Origin of the sequence: Halomonas sp. 5021 (assembly GCF_036663435.1) — a bacterium.
GTDB classification, from domain to species: domain Bacteria; phylum Pseudomonadota; class Gammaproteobacteria; order Pseudomonadales; family Halomonadaceae; genus Vreelandella; species Vreelandella janggokensis.
Genome location: NZ_JAXOVU010000023.1, coordinates 1 through 20,725, shown reverse-complemented (window position 1 = coordinate 20,725; position 20,725 = coordinate 1). Strand labels below are relative to the sequence as shown.

21 protein-coding genes and 2 pseudogenes are annotated in these 20,725 nt (G+C 53.4%); 6 read left to right on the top strand and 17 right to left on the bottom strand.

Going from position 1 to position 20,725, the window contains the following annotated elements:
- On the top strand, positions 1-231 hold a 231-nt coding region (locus R3F64_RS19040), incomplete at its 5' end, for a hypothetical protein (RefSeq protein ID WP_332613178.1).
- Between the two features lie 825 nt (positions 232-1,056).
- Positions 1,057-1,218, top strand: a pseudogene (locus tag R3F64_RS19475) (transposase); the annotation flags it as partial.
- 305 nt (positions 1,219-1,523) lie between these two features.
- Here R3F64_RS19475 and radC read toward each other — a convergent pair.
- The 7 genes from radC to R3F64_RS19000 all read right to left on the bottom strand — a co-directional run bounded on the left by radC (position 1,524) and on the right by R3F64_RS19000 (position 6,568).
- Positions 1,524-2,021: a RadC family protein gene (radC, locus tag R3F64_RS19030; RefSeq protein WP_332613177.1), complete on the bottom strand. Its 498-nt coding sequence runs from the start codon at positions 2,019-2,021 to the stop codon at positions 1,524-1,526.
- Between the two features lie 88 nt (positions 2,022-2,109).
- Positions 2,110-2,721 (bottom strand): lambda exonuclease family protein, encoded by a 612-nt coding sequence (locus tag R3F64_RS19025; RefSeq protein WP_199283573.1) that lies wholly within the window; start codon positions 2,719-2,721, stop codon positions 2,110-2,112.
- A 36-nt stretch (positions 2,722-2,757) separates the two neighbouring features.
- On the bottom strand, positions 2,758-3,543 hold the full coding sequence (locus R3F64_RS19020; protein WP_332613174.1) for an ERF family protein: 786 nt from the start codon (positions 3,541-3,543) through the stop codon (positions 2,758-2,760).
- 92 nt (positions 3,544-3,635) lie between these two features.
- Entirely contained in the window at positions 3,636-3,812 is a 177-nt protein-coding gene (locus R3F64_RS19015) for a hypothetical protein (protein WP_309780935.1), read from the bottom strand.
- 150 nt (positions 3,813-3,962) lie between these two features.
- A complete protein-coding gene (locus R3F64_RS19010; RefSeq protein WP_332613171.1) occupies positions 3,963-4,931 on the bottom strand; it encodes a DUF932 domain-containing protein in 969 nt (322 codons plus the stop codon).
- A gap of 90 nt (positions 4,932-5,021) precedes the next feature.
- Complete coding sequence (locus R3F64_RS19005) at positions 5,022-5,360, bottom strand: hypothetical protein (protein ID WP_332613169.1); 339 nt, start codon at positions 5,358-5,360, stop codon at positions 5,022-5,024.
- Positions 5,361-5,605: 245 nt separating this feature from the next.
- Entirely contained in the window at positions 5,606-6,568 is a 963-nt protein-coding gene (locus R3F64_RS19000) for a L,D-transpeptidase family protein (protein WP_332613168.1), read from the bottom strand.
- Between the two features lie 195 nt (positions 6,569-6,763).
- Between R3F64_RS19000 and R3F64_RS18995 the strand changes: the two genes are divergently transcribed.
- Both R3F64_RS18995 and R3F64_RS18990 read left to right on the top strand, forming a co-directional pair.
- The gene (locus tag R3F64_RS18995; RefSeq protein WP_127062141.1) at positions 6,764-7,441 is read left to right on the top strand and encodes a response regulator; all 678 of its coding nucleotides are present in this window, start codon (positions 6,764-6,766) and stop codon (positions 7,439-7,441) included.
- Complete coding sequence (locus tag R3F64_RS18990; RefSeq protein ID WP_332613164.1) at positions 7,438-8,745, top strand: ATP-binding protein; 1,308 nt, start codon at positions 7,438-7,440, stop codon at positions 8,743-8,745. The genes R3F64_RS18995 and R3F64_RS18990 overlap by 4 nt, the downstream gene beginning before the upstream one ends.
- Positions 8,746-8,756: 11 nt before the next feature.
- Here the strand turns inward: R3F64_RS18990 and dsbG are convergent, their stop codons facing one another.
- From dsbG to R3F64_RS18945, 9 genes are all read right to left on the bottom strand, one after another.
- A complete protein-coding gene (dsbG, locus tag R3F64_RS18985; protein WP_332613162.1) occupies positions 8,757-9,539 on the bottom strand; it encodes a thiol:disulfide interchange protein DsbG in 783 nt (260 codons plus the stop codon).
- A gap of 25 nt (positions 9,540-9,564) precedes the next feature.
- On the bottom strand, positions 9,565-10,389 hold the full coding sequence (locus tag R3F64_RS18980; protein WP_332613160.1) for a TlpA disulfide reductase family protein: 825 nt from the start codon (positions 10,387-10,389) through the stop codon (positions 9,565-9,567).
- Positions 10,386-12,260 carry a protein-disulfide reductase DsbD gene (dsbD, locus tag R3F64_RS18975; RefSeq protein ID WP_332613158.1) on the bottom strand — a complete coding sequence of 625 codons (1,875 nt, stop codon included), beginning with the start codon at positions 12,258-12,260 and terminating at the stop codon, positions 10,386-10,388. Before dsbD ends, R3F64_RS18980 begins: the two co-directional genes overlap by 4 nt.
- A 136-nt stretch (positions 12,261-12,396) precedes the next feature.
- Positions 12,397-12,813, bottom strand: coding sequence for a DUF6691 family protein (locus R3F64_RS18970; protein ID WP_332613156.1), 417 nt, complete (start codon positions 12,811-12,813; stop codon positions 12,397-12,399).
- Positions 12,810-13,268, bottom strand: a complete 459-nt coding sequence (locus tag R3F64_RS18965; RefSeq protein ID WP_332613154.1) for a YeeE/YedE family protein — start codon at positions 13,266-13,268, stop codon at positions 12,810-12,812. Before R3F64_RS18965 ends, R3F64_RS18970 begins: the two co-directional genes overlap by 4 nt.
- A 42-nt stretch (positions 13,269-13,310) precedes the next feature.
- Positions 13,311-15,131, bottom strand: a complete 1,821-nt coding sequence (locus tag R3F64_RS18960) for a SulP family inorganic anion transporter (protein WP_332613152.1) — start codon at positions 15,129-15,131, stop codon at positions 13,311-13,313.
- 2 nt (positions 15,132-15,133) lie between these two features.
- Positions 15,134-16,357, bottom strand: a complete 1,224-nt coding sequence (locus R3F64_RS18955; RefSeq protein ID WP_332613151.1) for an NAD(P)/FAD-dependent oxidoreductase — start codon at positions 16,355-16,357, stop codon at positions 15,134-15,136.
- Between the two features lie 90 nt (positions 16,358-16,447).
- The gene (locus tag R3F64_RS18950) at positions 16,448-16,876 is read right to left on the bottom strand and encodes a TIGR01244 family sulfur transferase (protein WP_332613150.1); all 429 of its coding nucleotides are present in this window, start codon (positions 16,874-16,876) and stop codon (positions 16,448-16,450) included.
- Positions 16,877-16,908: 32 nt separating this feature from the next.
- Positions 16,909-17,817, bottom strand: coding sequence for an MBL fold metallo-hydrolase (locus R3F64_RS18945; protein ID WP_332613148.1), 909 nt, complete (start codon positions 17,815-17,817; stop codon positions 16,909-16,911).
- Positions 17,818-18,339: 522 nt separating this feature from the next.
- Between R3F64_RS18945 and R3F64_RS19470 the strand changes: the two are divergent.
- Together R3F64_RS19470 and R3F64_RS18935 are read left to right on the top strand one after the other, a co-directional pair.
- A pseudogene (locus R3F64_RS19470) lies at positions 18,340-18,691 on the top strand (IS5 family transposase); the annotation flags it as partial.
- A gap of 146 nt (positions 18,692-18,837) precedes the next feature.
- Complete coding sequence (locus R3F64_RS18935) at positions 18,838-19,422, top strand: DinB/UmuC family translesion DNA polymerase (protein ID WP_332613146.1); 585 nt, start codon at positions 18,838-18,840, stop codon at positions 19,420-19,422.
- A 96-nt stretch (positions 19,423-19,518) separates the two neighbouring features.
- On the opposite strand, the gene R3F64_RS18930 is transcribed toward R3F64_RS18935, so the two are convergent.
- Complete coding sequence (locus tag R3F64_RS18930) at positions 19,519-20,640, bottom strand: DUF3987 domain-containing protein (protein ID WP_332613180.1); 1,122 nt, start codon at positions 20,638-20,640, stop codon at positions 19,519-19,521.
- Positions 20,641-20,725 lie beyond the last annotated feature (85 nt).

Here is a 20,725-nt window from a genome sequence, read left to right as displayed (position 1 = left end):
CCATACCTACCGCTGTTGTGGAGTCCCTATTCTGGCCCAGCTCAGGAGACAAATTCCACACCCAACGTCGAAGAGCCGATTTTATTGCCAGGAACCGCTTCCTCAAGAATGTTATCTAAAGCAGTTCGTGCGCTCAGTGTCTCTCGACTGGATATTCAAAATGAATTAGCAATGGCATCAAGCTTTTATGGGTTGTACACCGAAAAATCAGTGCTCTTCGGTAAGTATTAGCTGAATAGACCATTGGTGTTTTAGGTGGGTCCGGTCATTTTTATGGCTTGATTATTGTTGCCAAGTTCTGATGCGGTTGTTTTTTCCATCTCTGGTTAAAGTGGCGAAAGTATCGGTTAAAAACTTACTCTAACGGTTTACTGAACAAGTTTGCGCGACATAAAAATACGCTTCTCCATCAGTTGACCAATCCGTGATAGAGCTCATCGGTATTAGGCTCGTCGGACTGTTTGGTGGACTTCTGTTTGGCTTCGAAGAGGTCAGGAGCGTTCTCCAGTACTTCACGCTCCAGGTACTGACCATGGCTGGATGAGGCTGGAAACGGGCAGCCGTCTCGGATGTTATTTAGTCCCCTTTGACATTTTAAAGGGCGGGAATACCTACAAAATGTAGAGGCTTGATGTGACAAAACACGTTGACAATAAATCTAGATTCCATGAGCTCTGTGGATATGTCATATGCTATGTCACAAACGGGTATCACATAAGTAACTAATGTAGGCAGTGATCGGGGGAACTTTACCGGGTGTCCAAGTAGTCACGTGATGCTAGTTGCTTTAGCGACCTCCATGGCGTAGCTGATCGCGGTTACTTTAAGAGACGGAAAATTCTTGCTTGCCACGATGCCGGTTTAACGTCTTATTTCCCTAAGCCAAGAACCTCGCCTAACAAGCTACATTGCTATTGGTGCTCGGCCTATCAGTGTTGCTCAATGAAAACGCAATGCACCACGGGCACCTATAGGCGTATCAAAAGCTGGGAACACTAGGATAAACTGGAGGTGGTAAAATCTCTACTGGACCGGACGCCGAACATGATGCGCCTCCGTCGTCAGAATGTCGAGCACCCCTTTGGCAAGTTGAAAGCGTGCATGGGAATAACGCACTTCATGTCCAAGAGCCTTAAGAACGTCAGCACGGAAATGAGCCTTCAGGTGCTTGCTTACAACATGAAACGCCTCATGAATATTCTCGGTACTGGGGGGTGATCCAAGCAATGCAACCATAGAGTTGCTGAGCTTGGCGCTACTGCGCTTGTAGAATCTGGTAAGGCTCTTTAGTAGAGGCTTCTTAGACTTTTATATCGATCAACGTAGATGTTGGTTTAATTATTGAGGACGTTGTGAACCTATCTAGCTGACCGTTAATGGCGCAATTGCGGTTGTATACTGTAATCCCCAACTGGTTTTTTTGTTTTCACACAGCCTCGCCCGATAGCTGATATAAAAAAGAAAGAAAACATCCCAACTTGGACCCGCCCAGGCGGGCGGATCCAAGTTGCTCTCCATTTCCGCTACAAATATCCCATTTCTGCAAACGACTTACACCCCTCGCTTCCTACCACCACATGATCAATCACCCGAATGTCCATCAGCCCCAGGGCTTCCTTGAGTTGCTGGGTGATTCGCCTATCCGAATCGCTTGGTTCGGGGTCACCGCTTGGATGGTTATGTACGAGGATGACCGCCGCGGCGTTGTAGGTGAGGGCAGCTTTGAGCACTTCCCGGGGGTAGACGCTGGATGTATCGATGGTACCCCGAAACATTTCCTCGAAGCATATGACACGGTGCTGAGTGTCGAGAAACAGAACGCTGAACACCTCGTGCTCGTAGTCCTGGAGTAGTAGCCGCAAGTGCTCGAACGCTTGCGATGGCTGAGTGATCTTGCAGCCTCTGGCAAGTTTGCGACGTGCAAAGCCTTTGGCGAGGTTGATGATGTCAGCTTCGGTAACCGGTTCTACGACTTGGTAAGTGCCTGCCACTTCACCGGCCTTGAGTTTACTTTTCGTCATGGTTGTCTCCAAAAAAGAAAACGCCGAGGTGGTGGCCCCGGCGTCTATGTCGTTATGTGATATATGGTTCGTCGATGATGAGGTGGGTTCATGCCACCATCACTTGGCTGATACGCCGCTCCATTTCTTCGTGGAAGGCCTCGACGCGCTCGGCAATGGTGCGGATCATGATGTCGTCGCGGTAGGCGCGCTTGATAAACAGCGGCATGCCCGGCCAATAGCTGACAAAGTCGATCCATTCCCGCTCGCTGACCCATAAGCCGCCCTGGCATTGTGGTATATGTTCCTCCGGTATTTCTCCCTTCAGCAGCACCTCGATCTGGAACTTGGGCAGTTTGGTTTTGATTTCCAGCAGCCCGTTAGCGCCCACCAGGCTGTCGGGCGAATAGCCCACGTCATGATTGAGGATGATGCCCACTTCCTGCGGGCTCGGCTCGCCGGATGCATTGACGTAGAGTGAACGGGCCACCCCTTCCAGTTCATGACCACGCCGGGTATGGGCATTGCCTTGAAATGGCTCGGCCAATTCACCGGTCATCCGTTCGCCCATCAATTGATGCATGTAGGTAATGGCCCCGGCACCGAATCCACCAGGGCCCTTGCCGTTGACCAGCAAGGTCTTGAGCTCCGACATGGTGACGCGCCCCAGGCGCGCCGCCAGCCACTCGGGAGAGCCTTGCGCCATGTTGAGAATCTGCATGGTCGCCTCCTTGGGTTAGATAGGGGGAAATGCCGGTTACTTATTGGCCCGTTTGGTGAGGGACGCTCGCAGCTTGTCGAAGTCGCTATAGGGCACCTGCACTGCAGCCCCGTACTTGCCGCTGAACCATTCCTGGGTCGTCGCTGGGCACTGGCTGATCAGCCGCTGGATCTGTCCCGCCTGAAACGCCGTCACTGTCTTGATGCCCGCTTTGGTACTGGCATTGCCGTTATCGTCCTGGCCGCGGGTGGTGATATTGAGCAGCGCGCACAGCACGTAACGCTTGCCGTAGCTTGTCGAGGAACCAAACGCCTGTACCGCATTCTTGTTACCGCTGATATCGGCGGGCAGCAGCATGCTGGTTTCTTCACGGTGACCGTCCTTGTGCATCAGAACACCGGTGATCTGGATACCACGCTCCTGCGTCTGAATACGAAAGCTCACCGCAAAGCCATGCTTCTGCATGATCGGGCGTACGGTATCGACGATATCCTCCAGGGTGGCGTAGAAGCCGTTGTTGGTTTGCCCGCGCTCCTCGATGCTGGGAAGCTCGGTCTGCATCGCTGCCATGGCCGCGCTATAGGCCATCATGGCCTGGCGATCCATCACCCGCTCCTGCATCTGCAGTAAACGCTCCATCTTGTCGATATCCACGTCAGGGTTGAGAGCAGCCCGCTCGATCACCTGAATAATCGCAGTGCTGTCGGCGGTGGGGTGGGCCTCCAATGCGGCCGGTGTGTTGGTCGAGGCAGCGTCTGGCTGAATAGCTGATGACGATGCTTCGGGGTGATTGGAATTGATGACATGGGTGCGTTGTGCCATGGGGCACCTCCGGTTTTCTCAAATCGATACAGGGACAAACCAACGCCCGAGCATTGACGGCGTTGTGGTTGGATGAAGTGAAGCGGGTAAGGCTAGTCGTCCAGGTGATCGGCCAATGTCTCGGCGTCCAATGGCTCCAGGCGGACTTCCGCCCGGTAAAACTTCCCCTGGGCGCAGACGACGGTCTCGGCGTGATGTTTTTGATTGGCCAGGAGGGCTTCGGTCAGCTGGGTCAGCCCGGTTTCGACGGTGTGGGAAACAAATGTCATGGCAGTTCCTCGTAAGGTAAGCCCCACAGAAAAACGCCCAGCCTTGATGGGGCCGGGCGTTTATGCCGTGGAGGTGGTAAATGTCATTGGATAGGGAAGTGCGGAGGTCGGGTGATGTGGGCAATCGATGAAGCGACGTTGCGGTGCTGATTACGCCACCAGCGCAAGTGCGGCATCGAGCGCTTCCTGCTTTAGCTGTGCGCCTTGGCCGAACCACGCCGAGTCCATGCGGGTATCGTTGCTACGCGCCCGTTTCTCATGGTCGACATACTCGGTGACCGCATTGAGCAGGCCCCAGGCCGTGTCCTTGGCCGTGACCAGTTGCGAGCCCCGTCCTTCGCCGCTGTAAAGCTTCTGCACTTTATTAAGCGCCCGGTAGTTCGGCAGCTTGGAAGGATCGTCCATGGGCGTTTCGGCCCCGCAAATCACCGACTGCAGGTACTGCTGGGCTTCACGGCGGTTGATCTTGCGTTCCGACAGGGCCTTCATGCGGTACATGAAGTCATTCCACTGGGACACGGAAATCCCCAACTGACGTTTCACCGCACGCGGATCGAACTCCGACCGATGGGGCACCTTCACCGCCTGCGATGTACCGTCCACGGCGATCTGCAGCGTGTTGTTGCACACCACCCGTACCGTGGTCGGTGTTGCCATGGTCGCCAAGGTGCCATCACACGAGGTGGCCAGCAGCAGGTAGTCGTTCACCTCATCCTGGCCTTGCAACGATGTGCTCAAGCCACTGCGCGCCAGGGCCCAGAACTTGCGACCACCCTTGAGCACCCCCGCAGTTTCCAGCTCATACCCCGCGTACTCGGTCAGGTCACGGTAAAACTCCAGGATCTCTTCCGGCTGCACCACCTTGTAGCGCTGCGATACCACGGAGAGCGGGGCCTTGTTGTCAGAACGATAGAGCACCTTTTGCTCGGGGAAGGAATGGATGCTGCCCAGGTGACTTGCGCCTTCGGCAATAAAACGCACCGGCGCTTCTTCAATGTGCCAGTTCATACCGGCCTGTTGTTGCCAGACCTCCAGTGGTTGATGACGGGTCAGTTGCTGCCCGAGGCCATGCCAAGGGGTAGCGCCAACGTAAGCCATTTTTTCAACGAGATGTGCCATCAGTCATTCTCCAGACATAAAAAAAGCGCTGACACAGCTGTCAGCGCATGGGTGGGTGGTGAGTAAGGTGTATCGCCGTAAAGCGATGTATCAGCGTGCGGGGGCCAGGGGCGGAAAGGGGTGACGAAAGATATGCCCGCACGACAGGCAGAGCCACGGGGTGCCTTCACCGGGCGGCAGCCATTGCGAGAAGAACAGGGCGGCTACCCGCGACCCTGACTGTCCTCCGGCAATGGCGCCCATCATCGCGACGGGCAGTTTGGCGAGCGGAAAGCGCGAGCTGGCTATCGACAAAGGCCTCGTGACGGCGGCTGATCGCCAGGCACCGATCGCCCCGCCAATCAGGCAACTCCCCGTAGTGCCGATCCGTTGGGCGGTATCAAGGTTGAGCATGCGCGTTTCAGCACATTTAAAGCAGGGTGGTGGCATAAGCGGCACTCCTATGGTCAGGGAAGCGATCCCTGTGGTGGATTCATGGGAGTGATATAGGTCTCAAAATAAGTGGCGTTGACCTTGTTTGCGTAGAAATAAAACAGTCACTTACTCAGAAAGTAGTCGCCAGCCACCTATCGAAGGCTTGCCTCAGATTTTCTGGGCAGACTGCCCCCGTCGGACCAGCCATATACGCCAACCTCCTACTTTTAGTGGAGTAGTGTATGAACCCATCACAACCGCTAAATTAGCGGTTCTATACGTCCACTACCCCTTCTAATCGCGTTCTGCATTGCTTCATAATCAATGTTTGAGCGCTCTGTTTCCGGCAATTCGTCGGCATTGTTAACGGTACTCAGCAAGTTGCTTATGCTCATTTCTTGTTCATTTAGCGAAGTAAATGCCTGTACGTACGGCAAGTAATCGGCATCCCAGCCAAGCTTAACCGGTTCATCAATAATATTGACCTGGGTACCGTTGGGTATTTGCTCAAATACGGCTTTAATATCGTCGGGATGCATACGGATGCAGCCTCTACTGGCGCGCATACCAATGCCATCTGGCTGATTAGTGCCGTGGATTAAATAGCCAGGAATATCCAATAAGATGGCGTGCTGGCCGAGGGGGTTGTCGGGGCCTGGCGGAACGACCTCGGGTGGTGGGTCACCGCGTTCAGCCGCTTCCTGGCGAACGGATTCGGGAGGATACCAGGCGGGGTCTTCAAGGCGCATGGTGGTTTCAGTAATCCCCAATGGTGTATCGAATCCATCGCGGCCGATGCCAATGGGATAGGTCTCAACGCGAGGCGTCTCTCCCTCTTGCACCTCGGGGTAGTAGTAAAGCCGCAGCTCCGCGATATTGATAACCACTCCTTTACGCTCGACATCCGGCAGTATGTGCTGCGCTGGAATTTGAACCTGCGTTCCTTTCTCGGGAACCCAGAGACTGGTGTCGGGGTTGGCCCGTCGAATTTCCTCGTAGCCGACACCGTGTGCGTGAGCAATATCGAGCAGGGTATCCTCTTCGTCCTCTACGTTGACGGTATAGGTCTCGCCCACGATGTTGCCGGTTTCAGGCAACGGGTAATGTCCTAGTGGCAGTGATGGCTCGGCAAAAGCTGGAACTGAAACAAGCCACAATGCCACTATGAATACGTAGCGAAGCAGACAATCGCCGCATGTAGATTTTACAAAGCAAGAGCTCATAAGAAACGTTACTCACTATACGACTAAAAGCTCATTAGGCATGATGAACATTAACTGTAAATGAAGTGCGGATGATGGTGGCTCTTGGCATGTTTTGATCTGTCGGCTGCAAAATGGAGGCTGCCTCATATTAACTTCATCCTTGAATGGCATACTGCTGATAGAAACCACTTCCCATGCCCTTGAGGAGTAAGTATGCGGGTATTACTGGTCGAGGATGATGCCCCGGTAGCGGCTGGCGTCGAAGCTGGATTGGCACTGAGCGGCTTTGTGGTTGATAACGTCACCACCCTGGATGCTGCAAAGGGCGCGCTAGCCACAATTAACTACGATGCTGTTATTCTCGACCGCCGGTTACCCGATGGAGATGGTTTGACGTTATTGAAGCATTGGCGTCGATCGAGCGTGGCGACACCAGTGCTGATGTTGACGGCGCGAGATGCGGTAGCGAGCCGGGTCGAAGGCCTTCAGGGAGGCGCAGACGACTATTTGATCAAGCCGTTTGATCTTGATGAGTTAACCGCCAGACTTCAGTCACTCTTGCGCCGGACGGCAGGGCAAGTGGACCACGCCATACGTTACGGTAGCCTGGCATTAGACCCCGTTACACGTAGCGTCACGCTTGAGGGTGAGCCAGTCGCTTTGTTGCGACGTGAGTTGATGCTGCTGGAAGCTCTGATTCGCGCTCGTGGGCGAATTCTGAGCGCCGATCAATTGAAGGACTGCCTTTACGGTATTGATGATGAGATCGAAAGTAATGCGCTTAATGTGCACATCTATCAACTGCGTCGCAAGCTGGGGCGCAACGTGATCGAAACCGTGCGGGGTGTGGGTTATCGGCTTGGCAAATACAACAGCGATGCGACCTCATGAATCTGCGCTTACGTTTGGTTGCCACACTTGGGATTACGCTTATGCTGCTGTGGGGTATCACGGCGGCATGGTCAATGCGCGACCTGTCGACCCAGCTTGAGCATTCACTTGACCAGCGACTGGCGCAATCGGCGCGGATGGTGTCAGGTCTGTTGGATCGCGTGCCAGCAACGTCTTGGAACGGTGAAGAAGACGGAACGTCAGTTATTCCCTCACTCGATGGTATTGCGTGTCGAGTATCGTCACTTCGTGGCCAAGTGGTGGCGGGCACCCACCCTGAGATGAACGACGTGCTTGCTGTTGAGGCTGAGGGATATCGTTATCGCGAGCACAACGGGCAGCGCTGGCGTGTTTACACGTTAGTCGATAACGACAAACGTATTACGGTGGCAGATCGTCTGAAAGAGAGAGAAGCACTGCTGCAGCAGGTTCGTCGGGCCGCGCTTTACCCGTTTCTACTAGCGCTAGTGGGTAGTCTTGTTGCGGTATGGTGGGGTGTAACACGAGGACTTGCGCCGCTTGCCAAGTTACAACAGCGACTCATTCTGCGCGAACATAATGATCTTTCAGCGCTGCCTCTTCATGGGTTGCCTGGTGAAATCCGCCCGCTGATTGATAGTTTCAATACACTGCTGGCAAGAACGCGTCGTATGCTCGAATGGGAGCAACGCTTTACCGACGATGCTGCCCACGAGCTGCGAACACCGTTAACCGCCGTTCGCACACATTTGCAAATCGCGAGGCGTGTCGACGGCCAGCAGCAGTACGAAGCGATGCAGCAAGCTGAAGCTGGGGTAAATCGACTAACGAAAACGCTGGGTCAGCTATTGCTATTGGCGCGAATGGAAAGTGAGGACATCACGCGCGGCCGTCGTCCTGACCCTACTCTTCTTGGGAGGGCGCTGATGACGGCGATGACAGAAACCGGTAGCAGTGATCATTGTCATTATCCCAAAGGCGTTAACCAAGTGCATGTGGCTCTATCCGAGTCGCTTCTAGTGACGGTTCTACGCAACCTGCTCGAAAATGCGATGCGTCACGGTGCGCGTGGTGCGCCGATAGAGATTGCCGCGCAGGAATCAGAGGGAATGGCCGTCATCGATATTACTAGTCAAGGCGAAACCATTCCTTCCGAACACCTCTCCCGACTGACGGAGCGCTTTCATCGGGGAGATCATCCTAAAGGAAGTGGTTTGGGTCTTTCGATCGTCGAGGCGATTGTCACCCGGGCAGAAGGCAGGGTGACATTCGCGTCTGGCAATGGTGTTGGGCTAAGGGTAACGCTTCAATTACCTTCGGGTTGAACCCACTTAGGTCAAGGTGTATCGCTCCCCATAATGGCTCGAAGCTTATCTGGCGAGGGGGCCCCCATCACACTGTGCACGTTGCCGTTGTCATCCTGATAAAAGGTCGCAGGCGTGGCAAAGAGTTGACCATCGCGCATTAGCTGGGTGTTTTCACTAACCCACTGCTCGCTTTGGTCATCCCCTTGATTTTCAGGCATGACATCGTTGCGGTAATGCTCAGCCAGCGCTTCGCCAGGATGATCCGCATTGAGTATTGCGGCTGCCTTTGCAGGGCTGTCTGCCTTGAGAATACCTACCATCAAATGACGAATCTGAACGTCACCACTTTCAACCCAGGGTTGGGCATCTTCCCACAGCTGGCGGCAGTAAGGACAGTTGGGGTCACTAAAGGTATATACGATGCGGGGTGCCTCTTTATAACCATCGCGCACCCAGTGTTGATCAGCCATTTCTTGCCATAACTCGGCGTTTCTTTGACCGTTGGCGAGTTGCTCTAGCCGCTCAGCTGAAACGTCCTGGCCCTCGGCATTGATCAGTGTGCCGACCACGGCATGCTCGCCTCCCGAGGTAAGGTATGCCGCAACCGTCTGGCCACGAGCGCTGGCGGCATACCCCGTAAGTCCGTCGGGCGCATCGAATTCACCATGAATCGTGAGACCTTGCTGTTCGAGCTCTTGAATAGGGGAAGGCCACTCATCGGCAGTCGCAGGCAGGCTTGTTGCCAGCGCGATGCCAGCCCCAAGGGTTAGTGTGAGGCGTAGCGGCGTCATACGGGTATAGAAAGCGGACATGTGCGTTATTTCCAGAGTGAGTAAGTTAGAGGTTGAAAAGCTCAAGACTGCGATCGAGCGTAGCGCGAGAGAGCTCACCAAAGTGGGTGTCGACAAGCGTGCCATCGGCGTTGTAATAAAGTGTGGTGGGCATGGCCATAGCGCCCACGTCATGACCGAGCGCATTGTTCCGGTCGAGGTAGACATTATCGAGGGTGAGTGACTCTTGCTGTAAAAAGGCATTAACAGTACTAAGGTTCTCGCCCTGATTGACGAACACGAACATCACGTCGTCTCGCTCTTGTTGAGCCTGCTCAAATACAGGCATTTCGCGTCGACACGGCGGGCACCAGCTGGCCCAAAGATTAACCACCATGGGGCGATCGGCTTCGTTTAGCACAGCGGGAAGCGTCACGTCGTCATGCTCAAGTGTGGTTAACGGCGTCGGAGGAATGCTAGCACCTTGAGATACCATGAGGGCCAGTGCACCCGCCGTCAGCGACCAGGTCAGAGCCCCTGATATTACGGCAATGCCGAGTGGCCTTCGCTCGCGAGGTTGGCGCCATAGCCGCCAAACCAGATACACCAAGGCGACGACAACGCCCGCTAGCGGCTCGAAACCTCGATCGCGTATATCGAGCCAAGACCAGAACGTGTCGTAGCTTTCACCATATTGGACGATGAAAAAGAACCGTGCCCCGATCACACCCAAGAGCACGGCATTGAAGACGCTATCGCCGACGTTTACTTTTCGACGGCGGCCTAGCCAGCCTCCAACGATCAGTGCGACAACTATCGAAAGCATCAGCAAAAGCTGCCCCACGCTCAGACCTAACGGGCCGATAGCGAGGCTGCGATCTAGAGGACTCATGAACCACCCCCGGTGGTATTACTGCCGGTTTGTTTGGCTTCAGCGAAGCGCTCCAGAAAGTCGTCAGCGTCTAGCTCGCCGATAATGCGCGCACTGCGGCGCTCCTGCCCGTCCGAGCCGAACCACATCAGCGTCGGCGGCCCAACGATGCCGAAGTGCTCCATGACCTCCTTGTCAGACGCATCATAGTCAGTTACGTCGATCCTTAATCGTTGCACATTCTCCAGTTCGGCTTGAACAGTGGGGTCAGTGAAAACTTCCTGTTCGATTACTTCACAGGAGATGCACCAGTCGGCCGTAAATTCGACGAGTGTCATCTGGCCGCTAACCTCGGTCTGGGCAACACGGGCGTTAAGCGTGGCCAAATCGTCGACTTCATCGAAGGTAAGCGGTTGTTCGGCGTTTGATGACGACGCTTCAGTGGTTGACCCATCGTTGGTGGACGTATAAACCGCTAGCGGGCGCCAGGGGTCAGAGGCGCCACCGGCAGCGCCGATTAACACGAGTGCACTCCATAAACCGATGATGACTGCGCTTGCGGTGGCTATTTGAGAGGCCACGGTTGAGGCATTGCCTCCCCGTGCCATGGCCTTTAACGAAACGGCAAAACCCAGCCCCAGTGCGCCCCACAGCGCGAGGATGATGGCATCAGGTGCTACGCGATCCACAAACCAGATCGCCATCCCCAGTAATACAAAGCCGAAAATCGCTCGGATGCGAACCATCCAGGCACCGGGCTTGGGCAGCAACTGGCTACCCACGGTGCCGATCAGGATCAGGGGCAGGCCCATCCCCAGGCCAAGCGATAACAGGGCTGCACCACCAAGCCATGGGTTGCCACTCTCTGCAATGAACAATAGCGCTCCCGCTAGCGGTGCGGTCATGCAGGGACCTACCAGCAGTGCAGAGAGCACCCCCATGATGGCAACCCCTTTCAATCGCCCGCCGCGTTGACGCGACATGCCGGCATCAAGGCGCTTTCGAAGCGCGCTCGGTAGCTCTAATTCAAACAAGCCGAACATGGCCAGGGCGAGAACGACAAACAGTAGCGAGAACAGGCCGATAAACCAGGCGCTCTGAAACAGCATCTGTAGATTGGCACCTGCCATGGCAGCGGCCACGCCGAGTAGGGCATAGGTGGCCGCCATGGGAAGGACAAAGGCAGTAGACATCACAAAGCCTGCCGTCCGGTGGTTCTCGCCTACCTTTCGCCCTCCCACGATCAGGCTCGACAGAATCGGTATCATCGGCAATACACAGGGCGTGAATGTTAGTAACAGCCCCATGCCAAAGAACGCCGCCAGCGTCCAGAGCCCGTTACCTCCCGCCAGCTGCGCTGCCAGCTGCTGGTCTTCTGCCATTGTATTTTCCAGGTCGGAAGTGGAGCTTTCTTCAGACTCGGGGGCATTCTTGGCAACGGCGGGCTCGTTCGTTTCAGAAATGTCCTGACCAGCAGGTGCTAAATCAAAGGTCTTTTCTTGAGGTGGATAGCAAAGGCCCGCATCGGCACAGCCTTGCCAACGAAGAGTGATGGTGTCGGCGTTACCAGGCTGAGTGGTCATCCTCAATGAGTGGCGGTAAACCTCAGAGCGGCCAAAGTATTCATCCTCAATGGCTTCCCCGTCAGGCATATTCAGCGCTAGCTCACGTTCTTCGGCGTCGGCGGAAAAAGCATGACGGTAAAGGTAGTAGTCGGGTTCGATTTGCCAATCGATCTTCAGCGATTCGCCATCATGGCTAAGCGTTGGCTTGAAGGCTTGCTCTGGAGGAAGAACGCTCTCCTGCTGGCCAAAAAAAGATTGTGCGGTGGCTACTGTAGTAACGCTCAGCAACCCCAGTAATAACACCCATTGTACTAGCTTAAAGTACATGGCCTCTTGTATCGGCCTGTTCATCGCTCGCATTTCCAGCACTCCTGATTCAATGCTGGATAGGATGGCTGATGAGGATTAACTGAAAATGAGGTTTTCCTGCCGGGTGGCTTATTGGGTGACGATATTCCAAACGCTATGCCGTTTTAGGGGTGATCGCGCGTGCCATGAACCACCCCATTACCATGGTTACAAGCATGGCGAATAGCGGTGCAGAAAGCCCACTGATGGAGGCAAAGGCCGGGCCGGGGCAGTAGCCAGAAAGCCCCCATCCGATGCCAAACAGTGAGGCTCCGCCGATCAGGCGAATATCCAGGTCTTGTCGAGTGGGCAGCTGAAAACGTTCACCAAAGACGGGGCGCGGGCGACGCAGCACCAGTCGATAACCAATAAAATTTGTAATCACCGCGCCACCGAGCACGAACATCAGCGTCGGGTCCCAGGCACCGGCAATATCCAGGAAGCCGAGCACCCGCGCCGGATCCGTCATGCCAGAAATGGTCAGACCCAGACCAAAAAGCAAGCCTGCAATGTAACCCACCAACGTTTTCATACGTTGCCTCCCATAACATGTCGAATCACGAAGACGGTAATAATCGCAGCGATGAGAAAGGTAACGGTGGCGACGAGGGAACGCACCGATAGCCGAGCGAGACCGCAAACACCATGCCCGCTAGTGCAGCCGCTTCCCAGACCGGTCCCCAGGCCCACTAGCAAGCCAGCGACCAACATTAATGGTACACCCCCACTTGGCTGGCCGATCACTTCATTTGGAGCTCCGGCTACATTGCCGAGCCCGCCAATGAACAGTGCCAGTACGGGGCCGCTCACCAGCCCTATACCAAAGGCCAACCGCCAAGCGCTGTCGCCCTTTGGGCGAGTAGTGATGAGGGTGCCGATAATGCCGCTAATACCCGCAATACGTCCCATAGTAGCCATCAGCCAGGTCGCTGAGAGGCCGATCAGAACACCGCCGATCAGACCCTGAAAGCTTGCTGTAAAGTCCACGATACACTCCTCTCGTGTTAAGTGATGATGTATACCGCCGGATTATTCGCCCCTTTTGTTGTCGACACTGTCGTCAACAAAAGGCGTGGGTTGGTGGCGATTGGCGACTTGCTCAGCCTCGTTAGCGGCCAAAGCCGGTGAGGAGAGTACGTCGCCTTGATGGTGCAAAACGCACCAGGCCTCATAGGTGGTGAAAAACACTTGCCCGGTCAACTCATGATAAAATGCCGTGTGTTTTAGGTGATCCATTACCGGCCCCTTTACTTCGGCCAAATGGAGTGTCGCGCCCGCGTCTTTTAAACGCCCGTTGATCGCTTCCAGGCTTTCCAGCGCTGACGCATCAATCACGTTCACTGCCTGGCAAGTCAAAACAATATGTTGCAGCGACAATGAGCGTGCCGCCAATTCCATGACCGTATCTTCAAGGTAACGCGCATTGGCGAAATAGAGGCTTTCGTCTATTCGCAGGATGGCGAGCCGCTCGTCGATTTCAACCGTATGGCGCTTTACGTTGCGAAAGTGCTCGGTGCCAGGCACTCGTCCGACTACTGCGCTGTGGGGCTGACTGGTGCGATAAAGGTGCAGCCCTAATGCCAGCAACACGCCGCTTATAATGCCGATTTCGATGCTGTGCATCAGGGTAAGCAAAAGCGTGACCACCATCGCAATACCGTCGCTGCGGGAGTACAGCCAGGTACGTTTCACTGCAGGGAGATCAATTAATGTACCGACCGCGACAATGATAGTGGCGGCCAGGGTCGCCGTAGGCAAAAATGCCAACAGGTCCGTCAGTAGCAGTGTTGAGAGCACGATTCCCAGTGCGGTGAAGGCGCCTGCTAGCGGTGTCGCTGCGCCTGCTTCAAAATTAACCACCGACCGAGAAAACCCACCGGAGACCGGCGAGCCACCGCTTACGCCTGCGCCCAGGTTGGCCATGCCCAGGGCAATTAGCTCTTGATTGGGGTCAATACGCTGGCGACGCTTGGCGGCAAGCGTTTGAGCCACGGAAATCGACTCAACAAACCCTACCAGGCTGATCAGAAGCGCAGCGGGGAGTAACCCCAACCATAGTGATTGATCAAGGTCAGGAAGCGCAATCGTGGGCATACCGCTGGGCACAAAGCCAACCAAATTTACACCGTGCTGCTCCAGGTTCAACAGCCAAGCCAGTAATGTCGTCACTATGACCGCTGAAATGGGCGCTGCCTTGACCAGCAGCGCCGCCACACCAGCGGAAACACCGGCCATTGTTAGCCACTGTTTTAGCCACTTGCGGCACACCCACAAATATCCACATACGCCCAAGCCAATAAGCAACGTAATGGCATTTATCTGCTGCCACTGGTTCAACAGTGCACCCAACACCTCAATGACGTTATGACCTGACGCCTCAACGCCCAAAATATGCTTTAGCTGACTCACCGCAATTAAAATACCCGAGGCCGTCACAAACCCCGAGATCACTGGATGGCTTAGAAAGTTAGCCAAAAAACCCAGCCGTAAAACGCCCATGGCGATAAGAATAAGCCCTGAAAGCGCGGCTAACACTAACGCAGCCCCCACGTACTCCGGGCTTCCTTGAGTCGCAAAACTACTTAATGCTGAGGCCGTCATCAGTGCCGCAACGGCCACCGGCCCGACCGCTAACGTCGCGCTGGTACCAAAAATGGCGTACAGCACTAGCGGCAACATGCTGGCATACAGCCCCATTTCTGGCGGCAACCCTGCTAATAACGCATACGCTAACGCCTGAGGCACCAGCATTAGCGTTACGATCACTGACGCCAGCGCATCCTGTGAGAGTAACGTTCGGTTGTAGGATTTCAGCCAGCCAATGAGCGGGACCCAACGTTCCAGCATCATAATTAGCTAAGCCACTCTTTGCCCCGTAACATTAACCGCCAATAAATCCAGGGCAGCGCTTTGGCTTTTAGCAGCCAGGCAGCGCGGGTGGGGTGGGTGCCGTCGTTGACCCATTTAGGAAACGTTGGCTGTAATTGACCGTTATAGCCAAACTCCGCCAGCATAATTTTGCCTCTCTCAACGGTGAGGGGGCATGAACCATAGCCGAAATACGCTGCGCTAAGCGGTTTATCATTGAGCGAGGCCAGGACATTTTGAGCGACGACTGGGGCTTGCTTGCGCACCGCGGCTGCCGTTTTAGCATTGCTAGTGCCGCTAGCATCACCCAGTCCAAAAATATTGGGATAACGTTCGTGCTGCAGCGTACTGGCATTCAGGTCGAGCCATCCGCCTGCATTAGCGAGGCCCGATTCAGCAATTAGAATGGGGGCTTTTTGAGGAGGTACTACATGGAGCATATCGAACGGCCGCTCGACTGTTTGCGAACCGTTTTCGTCTGCGACTTCAAATTGCGCTACTTTTGCAGCACCGTCTACCGCGGTTAAGCGATTTTTATAAGCAGTTTCAATGCCGTAATACTCGATATACTTTTGTAGTGCAGGCACGTAATCCTTTACACCGAACAGCACCTCACCGGCGTTGCAAAATGTCGTTTCAATCTGCCCAAGATTTCCCTGCTTACTCCAGTGGTCGCAGGCCAGATACATGGCCTTTTGAGGGGCGCCGGCACACTTGATAGGCATCGGCGGTTGGGTGAACAGCGCTTTGCCCTGGGTCAACGACTTCACCAGTGACCATGTATAAGGTGCAAGATCATAGCGGTAGTTCGAGGTTACACCGTTGTGACCAAGCGTCTCTTCAAGCCCGCTGATAGCACTCCAATCAACCACCAGGCCGGGTGCGACGATCAGGCGTCGATAGCCCAACGCCTGACCGCTTGTGAGCACAACACTCTCGGTATCGGGGTCAATGCTTTTGGCCGTAGTTTGATGCCAAGTGGCTTTTTTAGGCATCACGTCTGCCATAGGCTTACGCGTTGATTTCTGAGTAAAAATTCCGCCACCGACCATGGTCCAGCCAGGCTGATAAAAATGGTCTTCTGCGGGCTCAATAATGGCGATGGTTAAGTCTGACTGGCGATTGAGTAAACTAGCAGCAACCGAAATACCGCCTGCACCGCCGCCAATAATGACCACATCGTAGGTTGTTGTTTGCTGGGCATTCATAAGGGCTCCAAAATATAATAATTATTAACGGGCTGTTCGCATTAAATAGCTGCACTGCTAAGCGAAACTTTAATTTTATTTAGCAGCCGTTTACGCGTTCTGGTACTCAAGGGCTTGTCGATGATCTTCCAGGTCAAATCCAGCCTCTTTTGCGGCTGCCAATAATGTTGCCAACTCACACTGATCCGATTGCCGTCGAGCATAGGCCCACAAGTGAGTCGCGCGCTTGCCTGTGCGGCAGAACGCCAGAATAGGGCGTGGAAGGCGTGCCAAGGAGTCCGCGAACGCCTGAATATCTTCCTGACTGTATTCGCCGGGCTTAACGGGAATATGTACCCAGGCAAGGCCAAGCTTCCCTGCCTTGTGGTGGTAGCTCTCCTCATCTGGAAAGTCATCACTCTCTCCCGGTACGCGGTTACATATCACCGCTTTAAAACCAAGATCGTTTACCTGATCCAATTCATCGAGCGTTAGCGCCGAGGTTATCTCAACGCCTTGTTCTAAAGATTTGGTTTGCAAGGTTGCACCTCATCTCGTGGGGAGTACGGGTCTCAATCCCAGGTGGCGCCTTCCAGGGCGTCCAGAGGGATTTTCAAATAGCGTTTACCATTGGCTTCGGGCTCTGGCAGGCGTCCCCCGAGAGTATTGACTTGCAGCGCGTGCAAAATCAGCTTGGGCATGGGCAATTCGCTATCTCGCTGGTGACGTAGCGCGATATAGCTCTCTTCGTTTTTATCTGCCAAGTGAGGGTTGTTGGCACGCTGTTCGGCAACGCTGCTTTGCCAATTTGGTTCGCGACCATTCGGCATATAGTCGTGGCCGGTGAACAGGCGTGTCTCATCGGGTAGAGCGAGAATTTGCTGGATAGAGTCCCAAAGCGCCTTGGCACTGCCACCGGGGAAATCCGCCCGTGCGGTGCCGAAATCCGGCTGGAACAGGGTATCGTGAACAAACGCCGTATCGCCGATCACATAAGTGATTGAGGCCAGCGTATGGCCGGGGGAATGCAGCACACGGATACTTAGCTCACCAATATGAAAGGTATCGCCTTCTGTAAACAGCGTGTCCCATTGACGGCCGTCGGTGGGCATATCGGGCCAGTGGTAAATCTCTTGCCACAGCGCCTGCACTTGAGTGACGTATTGACCAATCGCCGTCGGCGCACCGGTTTGCTCTTTTAAGTACTGCGCAGCGGAGAAGTGATCAGCATGAGGGTGAGTGTCCAGAATCCACTCAACCGTCAGACCCTCCTTGGCGACGTATTCCAACAAAGTGTCAGCGTTGAACGTTGCTGTCGCGCCGGATTTCTCATCGAAATCCAGTACCGGGTCAATAATCGCACACCGCTTGGTAGCGGGGTCGCTGACCACGTACTGCACGCTAAACGTACGTGAATCAAAAAAACCGGCTACGTCGGGCGCGCCTTCTCCAGTACTGCGGGACAGGGCAAAGGTCTTCATGCGTAAGCTCCTAAAAGCGTTTTTTAATCGCTGGCGTTGTATAAGCTTTAAAACAACAATAGTTATAACCATAGCTTGTTTTGGAATATAAGCAATGATCAACAAAAAAACCGCCCCCTGGAAACAGGTGGCGGCTATCAAGGCGGGCTTTGGTAGATAAATTGGCTCGGGCTAGAACACCTATTTCCTGAAGGGTTTTAACAAAGGAGTACTGCATCCGACACTTCTGGGCCTGAATCCGAAGACAAACTTCACAGCGAGTCCTGTCACAAAGGCCGTGCCTCTTTATTCGTCTGAAGACGATTGATTAGCACGATACTCCTTGCCAAGAGGAAATTCGATCACGTTATTTTTCTATAGGTGGCGTTCCTACCATAGATGGAGCTATACGGTGTTCTTACGCGTGGAGCATGGTTTTTGGCGGTTGTTTCGACCAAACCGGTGCTGAAAAAAACGGAGACGTAGATGGATCTAACGAAGAAGACCAGCGGTAAGGTGGATAGAGTGGCTCGATAATCTTAAGAGGCTGAAGCTGGGCGTCCACGCCATGATGATCGTCAGCTACTCAATAGGATCTTCTGGATTCTTTGCTCGGGAGCGCAATGGCGCGATCTGTCAGAACATTATGGCCCCTGGAAGACCGTTTACTAGAGCTTTCTTCGGTGGCACGATGATGGCACTTTTGATCAGATCCTGATGCGTCTTCAATTTTCGTCTGCGGGAAGACGGTTTTATGGATCTCGTCAGATGGGGCCGATTCGACCTCCATTAGAGCAACGTGATCGGCCAGCGGCACCGGTAGAAAAGGGGATCGATAGCGCCGCCCGATCATGCTCTCGGCCGCAGTCGTCGCGGCCTGACCACCAAGATACACGGTACTGTATGGACGCAATTGATCCATATCACATAAAAAAAAACTCCTTCCTATGGACAGCTAGCTCCGGCTTTTAAAAGCGGTGCGATCAAGCATAGAGAAATATCCATAGCTACTTATCTTTCCTTTAGATTGACGAAAGCTACGTGGGGTTCCAAGGCATTGACCCCGACACGCTGGAGAAGCAAGGCCAGGCGTTGCGAAAGACCGGTAAACAGTGGACCGATAATCCGCATGATCTACATGAAGCGCTGAGACAGCATGCCGCCAGGGCCGGTGAGAAGTTTCGCAAGCAAGGCAGCGTGACCAGTGCCGTTATGGTCTTCATCCGTACCAACCCCTTCCGCAACGACTTGCCGCAGTACACCAACCGTGTCGTCATCTCACTGGAACGCCCCACTGACGACAACCGAGAGATCACAGCCGCTGCGGTACAAGGCTTGCGTCGGCTATGGCGTAAGGGCTACGCCTACCAAAAAGCCGGCCTGATGATGCTCGACCTTTCGCCCAAGGCCAACCGCCAACTCACCCTCACGGAAACCCCGCAAACCGAAGCGGACGCCCAGCGCAGCGAACGCCTGATGGCCACGGTCGATAAGCTCAATCGGGAGCTGGGTCGTGGCACCATCCAGATGGGCCTGCCCCGTAAAGGTAATGCCTGGGCGCTGCGCAGCGAACGGCGGACGCCGCGTTACACAACGCAGTGGAGTGAACTTTTAGTTGTTAAATAAGCGTTATGTGGGACAACGTACAAAATCTCTCTGGGAGGTACAGTCGTATCACAAGAGATCGCCTGGACAGGAAAGGGAGGCACTGTATACAGATAGTCAACTATGACCATTATTAATGAGATGAAAGCCATAGGCTGGGTAGTTGGGGTCAATTCTTTGTTCCGAAAATAACGGAAGCTCCGAAACATTGTAATGCTTACCATTTTTTAATTGAGGATCAGTTCTTGTCAGAATGGTTTCCTTGAACTCAAAATTCACAGCATCTATTTTTTTTAAGTGACCTAATTGTTCTAAAAGTTGGTATGCTGAAAACCTTTTTTGTTTTTCGCGAAGTGAATTGTGACAGCGTTGCTGAATTTTCGAATCACAAAATCTATAAGTAGAAGCAGAAGGCACAACGATTTTTCGAATATCTATTACAAGCTGATTTGTCAAGGTCACGATCTCAGGCGTGCCTGCTATAAACTTCATGTAGTGCTCAGAGCAACGGATGCATAGTGAATATGCATACTCCAAGGTATGTGAACTGATATCACCTTCAAGCCCTTCAAAAGTGTGAATAATACCTGCAAGACGACTAATATTATCCATCAATTTAGATCCATGACCATTGGCATGATGATAAAACCCATGCTGTTCCATGTTTTTTTCAATAGACATAGCTATATTTCTCCATTTCTCTTTTGCATTTGGAGTAAATTGCAGAAGTTTTTGGTTTCTATTATTTATTTCGATGTCAATTGATTGTTGCATCATCTGCCGCATTCTTCCGTGGAAATTGTTAATAATTTCTTTATTCGGCGGAGAGTTTTCACCTACTCTTAAGCCAATATATGAGTTTGGGTTGATAACTAAAAACCTTGAAAGAAAACCACCTTCTATAGCTTCGCTACCGCGCTTCTTTAAGAAACGATACAGAATGTCTGGTTGAATCATTAAGGCTAATGTTAATCTTGGGTTGGTAATGGAAAAATCATCACTTGATTTACGGTCTACAGTTACGCTTGAACCGCTCCATATTTCATTGTAAATGCCAAGCTCTTGCATAGCTTTGCCATTAAATAAATCCCCAGACTCACTAGAAACTAAGCAAGCTAATGAGATGTTTTTATAAAGGCTATGTGCTAAAGCATTGGGCGTTATATCTTTATATATAAACCTTGGTGTGGGTGGAGATATAGGCTTTCGATCATACAAGTCAATCTGTCGTGCCTCTATACTTTTAGGGAGACTCTGAATAAGTCTCCGAAATCAGCGATAATACGGCCATCGTCAACTGCCTAGGATTCATTACCGCATGGAT